Annotated in this window: 10 protein-coding genes and 1 pseudogene; 10 read left to right on the top strand and 1 reads right to left on the bottom strand. The window is 26.9% G+C overall.

All coding sequences use genetic code 11. From position 1 onward, the window contains the following. The first annotated feature begins 629 nt into the window (after positions 1-629). The 9 genes and pseudogenes from B3W71_RS05690 (at position 630) to B3W71_RS05650 (ending at position 7,741) form a co-directional block, all read left to right on the top strand. On the top strand, positions 630-1,028 hold the full coding sequence (locus B3W71_RS05690) for a hypothetical protein (protein ID WP_346887977.1): 399 nt from the start codon (positions 630-632) through the stop codon (positions 1,026-1,028). Between the two features lie 251 nt (positions 1,029-1,279). Then, complete coding sequence (locus B3W71_RS05685) at positions 1,280-1,678, top strand: hypothetical protein (protein ID WP_346887976.1); 399 nt, start codon at positions 1,280-1,282, stop codon at positions 1,676-1,678. A 447-nt stretch (positions 1,679-2,125) separates the two neighbouring features. After that, positions 2,126-3,250, top strand: a complete 1,125-nt coding sequence (locus B3W71_RS05680; RefSeq protein ID WP_346887975.1) for a hypothetical protein — start codon at positions 2,126-2,128, stop codon at positions 3,248-3,250. Between the two features lie 19 nt (positions 3,251-3,269). After that, positions 3,270-4,058, top strand: a complete 789-nt coding sequence (locus B3W71_RS05675; RefSeq protein ID WP_346887974.1) for a hypothetical protein — start codon at positions 3,270-3,272, stop codon at positions 4,056-4,058. Further along, the gene (locus tag B3W71_RS05670) at positions 4,045-4,896 is read left to right on the top strand and encodes a hypothetical protein (protein ID WP_346887973.1); all 852 of its coding nucleotides are present in this window, start codon (positions 4,045-4,047) and stop codon (positions 4,894-4,896) included. The genes B3W71_RS05675 and B3W71_RS05670 overlap by 14 nt, the downstream gene beginning before the upstream one ends. Before the next feature lie 19 nt (positions 4,897-4,915). Continuing rightward, positions 4,916-5,563 (top strand): ABC transporter ATP-binding protein, encoded by a 648-nt coding sequence (locus B3W71_RS05665; protein ID WP_346887972.1) that lies wholly within the window; start codon positions 4,916-4,918, stop codon positions 5,561-5,563. Positions 5,564-5,712: 149 nt separating this feature from the next. After that, positions 5,713-5,817: pseudogene (locus B3W71_RS05660) on the top strand (IS3 family transposase); the annotation flags it as partial. A 795-nt stretch (positions 5,818-6,612) separates the two neighbouring features. Next, the gene (locus B3W71_RS05655) at positions 6,613-7,398 is read left to right on the top strand and encodes a GNAT family N-acetyltransferase (RefSeq protein ID WP_346887971.1); all 786 of its coding nucleotides are present in this window, start codon (positions 6,613-6,615) and stop codon (positions 7,396-7,398) included. A 16-nt stretch (positions 7,399-7,414) separates the two neighbouring features. Then, positions 7,415-7,741, top strand: coding sequence for a hypothetical protein (locus B3W71_RS05650; protein WP_346887970.1), 327 nt, complete (start codon positions 7,415-7,417; stop codon positions 7,739-7,741). A gap of 102 nt (positions 7,742-7,843) precedes the next feature. Here B3W71_RS05650 and B3W71_RS05645 read toward each other — a convergent pair whose 3' ends face one another. After that, positions 7,844-8,104: a hypothetical protein gene (locus B3W71_RS05645; RefSeq protein WP_346887969.1), complete on the bottom strand. Its 261-nt coding sequence runs from the start codon at positions 8,102-8,104 to the stop codon at positions 7,844-7,846. A 390-nt stretch (positions 8,105-8,494) separates the two neighbouring features. On the opposite strand from B3W71_RS05645, the gene B3W71_RS05640 reads away from it, so the two are divergent. Beyond that, positions 8,495-9,391 (top strand): phosphate butyryltransferase, encoded by an 897-nt coding sequence (locus tag B3W71_RS05640; RefSeq protein ID WP_346887968.1) that lies wholly within the window; start codon positions 8,495-8,497, stop codon positions 9,389-9,391. Positions 9,392-9,463 lie beyond the last annotated feature (72 nt).

Raw genomic sequence — 9,463 nt, 5'->3', positions numbered from 1 at the left:
AATAATCCCTTATTGTAAAATACATGAATTATTTTACAATAAGGGATTATTTTTTTATATAGATGTATTTCACGCTTAATATATCTATATAAATGATTGTAATTTACATTTACCGTTTTTTATTTATGTCTGCGTATATTAACTGCATTATATTACTTTAAAATTATATTTTAGCTAGGAAACTCAAAATCATTACTAACAATTGGCTAAGTTACTAAGAACATAAAAATATAAAAATATGCAGAAGCGCAATGATTATTAGCTAATAATTTTTAATTAAAATAAATACAATTATTTTCCAAAGATATTATTGTGGTTTCAGTGTATATATTTTACATTTAATTAAATTAATTGTATAAATCACATGATGATGCCCAATATATTTAAGAAATTATTAGGCTAAGAATAATATATATTAAAATTAAATTAAAGTAATTTAATTCTCATCCTTTTCTTAGCGAAAATTTAAATTTACATAAATATAGACACTAATTTGTATTTTAAATGTAAAAAATAAATAATTTTGTATAAAAAACATATAAAAGCCCATATTGCATTTACAAATTATTAATATTTTGCTATTATATGAAAGGTAAACAGTAAATTCAAAAAGAAAGAAGGGGTTATTAATGTTTAAAAAGAAAATAACGGGGATTTTATGTGGAGCAATTATTTTATCAAGTATTGGAACTGTTGCACTTGCGGGAAATAAATATTTTAAATTTACCGCTGAATTAGTTGTAAATGAGGGAAGGGTATATTCTACTGAAAGTCAGAAAGATGATTCAGATGAAAATTGGTATGTCAACACTATGGTTGGTAATCTGAATTACAATGATGCAGGTACATTTTTTTATAGTATGGCTAAAGAAGATGGAAATAGAGTTAGTGCTTGGAATGAAGTATATTCTTTAGGAGGCAGAAGTTTCGCCTATAATAATGGTGAGAATAAATCAGGTAGCTACTATAAATTACTTGCAGATACTGATAGACATACAGTTAATGTTTCCGGAAAATTTTGCCCATAAGATATAATAAAAAATATAAGAATTTAAACCTATTACTTGGTTTGAATTCTTATGCGTATTATGCTAAATTTTGTTTAATTAGATTTATAAAAATTACATAAATATAGACACTAATCTGCATTTAGTATATAAAAAAATAGATTATTTTCAAAAATATATAAAAAATACCAATCTTGTGTTTGCAAATTATGAATATTTTGTTATTATATGAAATATAAACAATGAATTAGAAAAGAAAGAAGGGGTTATTAATGTTTAAAAAGAAAATTACGGGTATTTTATGTGGAGCAATTATTTTATCAAGTATTGGAACTGTTGCACTTGCGGGAAATACACCTTTTAATATTACCGCTTACCTAGATCGAGATGAGGGAAGGGTGTATTCTGATGTTGGTTGGAAAGATGATCTTGACACCTATTGGTATGTTAACACTACGGGTGGTAATCTGAATTACAATGATGCAGGTACATTTTTTTATAGTATGGCTAAAGAAGATGGAGATAGAGTTAGTTCTTGGAATGAAGTATACTCTTTAGGAAAAAGAGCTTTCAAGTATGATTGGCTTTTAAATCTACCAGGTGAATACTATAAATTACTTGCAGATACTGATAGACATACAGTTAATGTTTCTGGAACATTTTGCCCATAAGATATAATAAAGAATATAAGAATTCAAACCTATTGCTTGGTTTGAATTCTTATGCGTATTATGTTAAATTTTGTTTAATTAGATTTATAAAAAATACATAAACATTATACATTTACATATTGGTTTAGAAGTGATAAAAATTTTGAGTTGGTATTTTTGTTAAAAATTAATACAAGTTTATAAATAGCTATTTATACTAGCGTTAATTCAACGTGAAAAGTGCTATGTAAATTGCTAATATATATTGTTTTTTTCATCTATATATTACCATATACATGCTTTTTATTATGATTTAGTGGGATGTATTAGGTAATCAAATATAGATTAATCTGAGACTAGTATGATCATTATACACAGCCTTGCAGATTTGAGTATCCATAATATATTAAAAATAACTAAAATTAAGTTAAGTAATTGATTTGGATTCTTATATAAGGAGAAATAAATATGAAAAATAAGATTTTACTAAGTGTAATAGCATTGTCATTAATACTAACTGGATGCTCATCAGATAATATTAATGAAAATAAGATGAGTAAGACTGAGTTGAAAAATTTCCCTAGCCATATATCAGAACAGCTAGATGAAGATTTAATCATAGATGCTGAAACAAAGGTTCTTGATGCAGAAAATTATAATGTATTCAATGTAAAATATAAACAATATGATGAGGAGCAAATATGTAATATATTCATTAAGGATGATATTATTGATACAAGAGATGAATATGGTACAGGTAACGATAAAACTATTGGTATAACCACTAAAAATAATAAATGGTTAAGCATTGGTGAAAATTATTTAAGTTTTCATGTACGGGATATTAGTTATTCTCATTTAATGTATGAATCAGATAAGCATTTATTTAATGAGATGAAACGTAAATTCCCTAAGGATACATTAACATCTTTAAATAAAGAAGAGAGCATTGATAAAGTTAGACAAGTTGCTAAAGAGTTAAATTTACCTTTAAATAATGAACCTATAGTATATTCATTGGATGTAACTTCTTTAAAAGAGGCAGAAAATAATTATATGACAGATGAAGAGTATGCAGAATGGGAGGAATTAAAGCCAGGAACAGGTAAAAGAAATTGGACAGAAGAGGATGAAGCTTATTTAATTATTTTTAAATCAAGTCTAAATAATATTCCTATATATTCTAGAGATTTAATTCTTTCATCAGACAATTCTCATTTAAGGGAAAGTGTAGTAAAGGCAGTGGTAAATAAAAATGGCATTGTAAAGTTTGAGGCATTCTCAATGTATGATTCAGTTTCTTTAGATACTGAAAATTTATCCTGTATTGAATATTCAAAAGCTTTAGAAGTTGTAAAAGATAAATACAAAAATATAATTCTTACATCTCCAATTAAAGTTACTAACATAAATTTAGAATATATTCCAAGAATAAAAAATAGAGAATTAGGAGAATTCATATTAACACCAGCATGGGTATTTTTAACCGAATCACAGCACACCATAAATGATGGAAATAGTAATAGTAAAAAGGTGAAAACAGAAACAGGAGCTATCATAGTTGATGCAATTACAGGTAAGGAAATGAAATGATGTTTTAGGGGGAATTAGAATGAAAAACAGAATTTTAAAAACAGAACTATATAGAGCAATTACATCGCCATTGTTTTGGATAACAATTCCACTTATAACTATTTTCTGTTGTATGAGTTGTTATGAGGATTTAGTAAAAAATCTTTCATCTTGCAATATAACTTCTATTTTTAGTATGTTATTTGGGTTAGGTGCTTTTAAAAATATGATTATACTCTTAGCTCCAATGTCATATATTTCAACATTTTGTAGTGATTTAAATAATAATTTTATTCAAGATATTATTATCAGAGATGGAATAAAAGCTTATGCAAAAGCTAAAGTAATTATTAATATTATAGTAACATTTTTTGCGGTTTTTTTTGGGTTAATGCTTTTGTTATTAGTATTAAGTTTAATAATGCCTTTACTTCCAACTAGTTTAAATTCTGAAATTGCTTTGAATAAACCTTATGGATATATATTAATGGGTAACACTCCTATCTTATATTTTATTATAAAATCATTTTTATTCAGTTTGTCAACGGCATTTTGGTCAACAGTGGGGCTTTATATATCATCTTATATACCAAATAATTTTGTAGCTATTGCAGCACCTTTTATAAGTTACTACATATTGGGGGAAATTGGAGAGTTTTTACCACCGTTCTTTAATTTTCGTTGCTTGGCAGAAGGATATAATGTGCTTAATCAAAATGCTACTATAACTATAATTTATACAGCTATATTTTTTATATCTTTAACAATAGTTATATCCAAGTTATTTATAAAAAATGTAGAAAGGAGAGTTGGAAATGAACTTATATAAGCAATCCATGCATATATGTAATGAAAACATAAGAAAATGGTACTCTAATTATCGAATCTGGGTACTTTTCATATTAATTTCAATTTTTGTATTTGATTATACTAATGAGATTATTAAATTTGCCTATGCTGTAAATTATAAAGTATCTCCTTGGATGTTTCCATTTCTTTTTACTCAAAAATATATAAAAAGAATTATTTTTATGGGTGTTATTTTATTGTTTTGTGATGCACCGTTTATTGACAGTTCACAACAATATGTGATGATTAGGTCAGGAAGAAAATCTTGGAATATTGGTCAAATTTCTTATATATTTTTAGCTTCATTTTTATATTTTTTATTTATAATTGCTGTAACTATTATCTTTAATGTGAGATATATGGAATTTAATTTAGATTGGGGAAAGGTTATAGGAACGTTAGGACTTACTAATGTAGGAGATATTATTAGCTATAAAGTGTGGATTGCTGGCAAAGTGATAAATTTTTACACTCCATTACAAGCTATGCTTATTACATATATTTTATCTAGTCTGGTGGCAACACTTATTGGAATTTTAATCTATGTAATAAATAGTTTTACAAATTCCCAAATTTTAGGTATATTAACAGGGATAGTCTTAGTTCTTTTTGATACTTTAACTAATTATAATTATAAGCTATTATGGTTTTCACCTGTTTCATGGGCATCCTTAGATAAGATAGGTATTGATAAAACTGCTACTATGCCTTCTCTTGCATATGTTTTTAGTGTACTTATTATAGCAATTTCTATTTTAATAAGTTTGACGGTTATTTTTAGTAAAAAGAAGCCTATAGAAATATGTAATTTAAAATAATAAAAGGTGGTTAATTGATATGAGTATGATTGAAGTTAGTTCTTTAAGTAAATCATTTAAAGACATAAAGGTTTTGGATAATATTTCTATAAGTTTTGAAAAAGGAAAAATTTATGGAATAATAGGAAGAAATGGTTCAGGTAAGTCTATGTTATTAAAGTGTTTATGTGGATTTGTTATTCCAACAGAGGGTTATATTAAAATTAATAATAAGACAATTGGAAAAGATGTAGATGTTCCTGAGAGTGCAGGAATTATAATCGAAAATCCAGGCTTTTTACCTAATTATAGCGCTTTCAAAAACTTGCAAATTCTTGCAATGATAAAGAATAAAATTGGAAAAGAGCAAATTATTAATACATTAAATAGGGTAGGTTTAGATCCTAATAGTAAAAAGTGGGTAGGGAAATTTTCTTTAGGAATGAAACAAAGATTAGGTATTGGGCAGGCTATAATGGAAGATCCAGAAATACTTATTCTGGATGAACCAATGAATGGACTAGATAATAGTGGCGTGGAGGATATTAGAAAATTATTGTTGTCATTAAAAGAAGAGGGAAAACTAATAATTATTGCAAGTCATAACAAGGAAGATATTAACGCTTTATGTGATGAAGTATTCTCAATGGACAAAGGAATATTATCTAAAGTGAATATTAATTCTTAATGGGAAAATAGCATTTATTATGGATAATGAGGGAGTATACCAATTATCAAGAGTAGACTTCCTGTTACATAAACTTGTAAGAAACATATAGAATACAATAATAATAAACTTAAATAACTTTTATAATACCGTATTATTCAGATGATGACTTGTCCAATGCGATAGATGAATATATTAATTTCTATAATACTAAGAGATTGCAAAAAAGATTAAACGGCCTTAGCCCAATGGAATATCGGGCTTTAGCCGCTTAAGTAAATTTTTATTATTTCCACTGTCTACTTGACAGGGGGCAGTTCAGAAATGGATATGCGGTATTTTGTTTTGCAAATAAATAATATAATTTATGTCTATGTTAGATAATATTGAGGATTAATGCGTATAAAATTGGCTTGTCTACTTATGACAAGCCAATAATTGTTTTCAAAATAATTAAGAAGTACACTACAAGAGTATTATACATTCAGATTCTTTTTTGTTCCCATGCCTGTACCAAAAATAACATCAGCTAAACCACTGAAAAATCCTATAACTATTCCAAATTCAAAAAGTCTTTAATTGCAACACATAGAAGAAGACTAATAACAAATATAATACTTCTAAATAACTTTTTTTCTTTACTTTGCTTACTAATTTATGTAAAGGTACAAATAATTTTAACATACCTTCATTTAATGGATTTAATACTATGATGAATATAATAGTTGATAAAATAACTGATAACAAGGTATATAATAAGTCTATAAACTTCATATTATTTCAGTCCTTTCTATTTGATAATTTTACAATTGTGTATTACATTACAGTCTATTTATATATATTAATAAGCAGCTAGTAAATATTATTCTTGAATAAATGAATAGTAAGGTATTTTTAAATATGTTATAATATGGATTAAAGATTTGTTTTAAATCACAAGTATGTTACTTTATATATAATTAATATTGGATTTTGAATTTAATGAGAATATAGCAATCCACTATCTAAATAGTGTGATTTAATTATGTATTAGTAAAGGTAAATTAAAGATTATAGAGGGAGGTAAGATGATGATTGAAATAAAAAAAATAGTATCAGCAGAAGTGAAAAGTAAATTACAAAATGACTATATTGAGACTTTAACAATTCCGATAGATGGTTATTGGCAAAATGTAAAGATTAGTAGTTCAGAATGCTATGAGATTATGTATAATGATAAAATAGCAGGTCACTTTTGTGTGGATTCACGTAAAACATTAATACAGTTTTATGTTTCCAAAAAATATTTTATACATGCACAAGAGATTTTCAAATATGTTATTACAAGTGATATGGTAGAAAAAGCTGCAGTTTCAACTAAAGAATCAGAATTTATGGCTTTATGTCTTGACTATCAGAAAAGTATATCTATAGATTCTTATCTTTTTATTGATAATAAAAAGGTAAAATATGAATTAGATAATTTTAGAGACGTATCTTTCAGATTAGCTAAAAAGGGTGATATAGACTCTATAAAAAACAAATGTGATTCTGCATTTGAAGGGTATTATGAAGATTTAATAGGAAATGATCAGCTATTTGTATTATATGATGGTGACAATTTACTTGGGATAGGTGAATTTAGAATAATTAAAACACACGGAAGAAAATATGGAGATATAGGAATGCATGTAGTTGAAGTATATAGGAGGAAAGGCATTGGAGCTTATATTATCACTCAATTAAAAGAACACTGTTATGGGAAAAATTTAATTCCTATGGCATGTTGTGATGTGGAAAATATAGCATCTAAGAAAACTTTAGAAAAATCAGGATTTATAACTAACCATAGAATTTTATATGTAAACTTTAATTAGCATAGGGATTTCAAATGTGAGCACACAAGAAGTTGATTTAAGTAAAACTGATTCATTAAAAGATTTAGGTAGGTTCGATAATATTGTAATTAATCATTATAGGCTAAACAAAGAGCAACTTGCTAATATAAAAAATCATATAACTGATGATGGTATTTTATTCATCTGTGGTTTTGGAGATAAACATAAGTTTGACTCGAAAATTAGAAAAGAGGATTTGATTAAATCAACTGATTTTGAAGAAATAAATAAATCATTTAATTTAGTTAAGTTCATTGAGACTAAAGATGATATAGGCTCTTTTGTTACCTATATCTTCTGTAAGAGAAATTTGAATAGGTGAAAATCAATTAAAGATGCCGTAAAAGAAACTCTACTTTGGCTAGTTTCTTTTACGGCATTAAATAATTAAGGTAAAATTAGTTTGGAACGCTTATAGTGAGATTTACTTATTTTTCTTTTCACCCATACCAAACATGCTATACATTTCTTGGTAGGTTGGATCTGTAGCTCTGGATAGGGCATTTTGTCTTCGTACTTCTTGTAGATAACTCTCATCACTTGAATTACTAAAGTTAGTTGAATCTGATATGCCACTTATACTAGATGCTGAAGTTGCATCATTTGTAAAAGTAGTATTCATTTTGTTGTTTGCTCTTGATTGTGCATTTTGTTTTTTAGCATGATTTAAGTTATTATTATCCATTTCAATTCTCCTTTCAAATATGGGTAGCTTTTACGGTAAACCAAATTATATATTTAATTTAAATATATAATAATTTGTTACACAATTATTATGACCTTAAATTTTTATTATATTTCAACATTTAATATGGAAATAAACTAGCATTTATTAATTATGAGAAACTAAAACTATAAGTTGTTACTTGCTAAATATAGTAAAAATCTTCTCAGATAAAGGAGTTCTATAAAAAATATGGGTCAATTATAAATAAGTAACCACTAACACACTTTAGCAACTAAAATTGACTAGGGAAAGATTACAGATTATACTTAAAAGTAAGAAAATATAAAATATTATAAAAGTTTTTAATTTATGATTATTTAAGTAAACCTATACATAAGGGGTGATGGTATGGTTAAAAGTTTAGAAGAATTACTAGAATTAGCAAAGAGAAAAGAAAAGAAAACCATGGCAGTAGCAGTAGCACAAGATGGAGTAGTTCTAGAAGCTGTAATAAAAGCAGTAGATATGAATATTATAAACGCTATATTGGTTGGAAATGAAGAGGAAATTAAGAGTATAGCAAAAGAGGCTAATATAGATTTATCAAGAGTAAGAATAATTAATGAATGTGACATAATTAAGGCTGCAGCAAAGGCTGTAGAATTGGTAACAAACGGTGAAGCTAACTATGTCATGAAGGGGTTATTAGGGACTTCGGATTTATTAAAGGCTGTACTTAATAAAGAAGCAAATTTAAGAACAAATAACTTATTATCTCATGTAATGATATATGATGTTAAATCTTATGAGAAGCTATTACTTCTTACAGATGGAGGAATGGTAACTTATCCAGAGCTAAAAGATAAAATTGGAATAATAAAAAATGCAGTAACAGTTGCAAAAGCACTAGAAATAGACATGCCAAAGGTAGCACCAATTTGTGCTGTAGAAGTGGTTAATCCATCTATGCAAGCAACTTTAGATGCTGCAGCTCTTTCAACAATGAATAAAAGAGGACAAATTAAAGGTTGTATTATAGATGGACCTCTAGGACTTGATAATGCTATATCTAAGGAAGCCGCTCTTCATAAAGGAATTGTAAGTGAGGTAGCAGGTGAGGCAGATATACTTCTTGTACCTAATATTGAAGCTGGAAATTTCTTAGGTAAGTCTATGACTTACTTTGCAGGAGCTGAAAGTGCAGGAGTAATTGTTGGTGCAAAATGTCCTATAGTATTAGTTTCTAGAGCAGATAGTGCTAAATCAAAGCTTTATTCAATAGCATTAGGTAGCATTTTAGGGTAAGGCATCTTCAAAAAATAAATAAGTCAGAATGCTCGTCTATTTTGCGTTATACTGCGTCAACAGAACCCTTAG

Source organism: Clostridium sp. UBA1056, assembly GCA_002316385.1.
GTDB lineage: Bacteria > Bacillota > Clostridia > Clostridiales > Clostridiaceae > Clostridium_J.
This window is presented reverse-complemented; position numbering and strand designations above follow the sequence as displayed.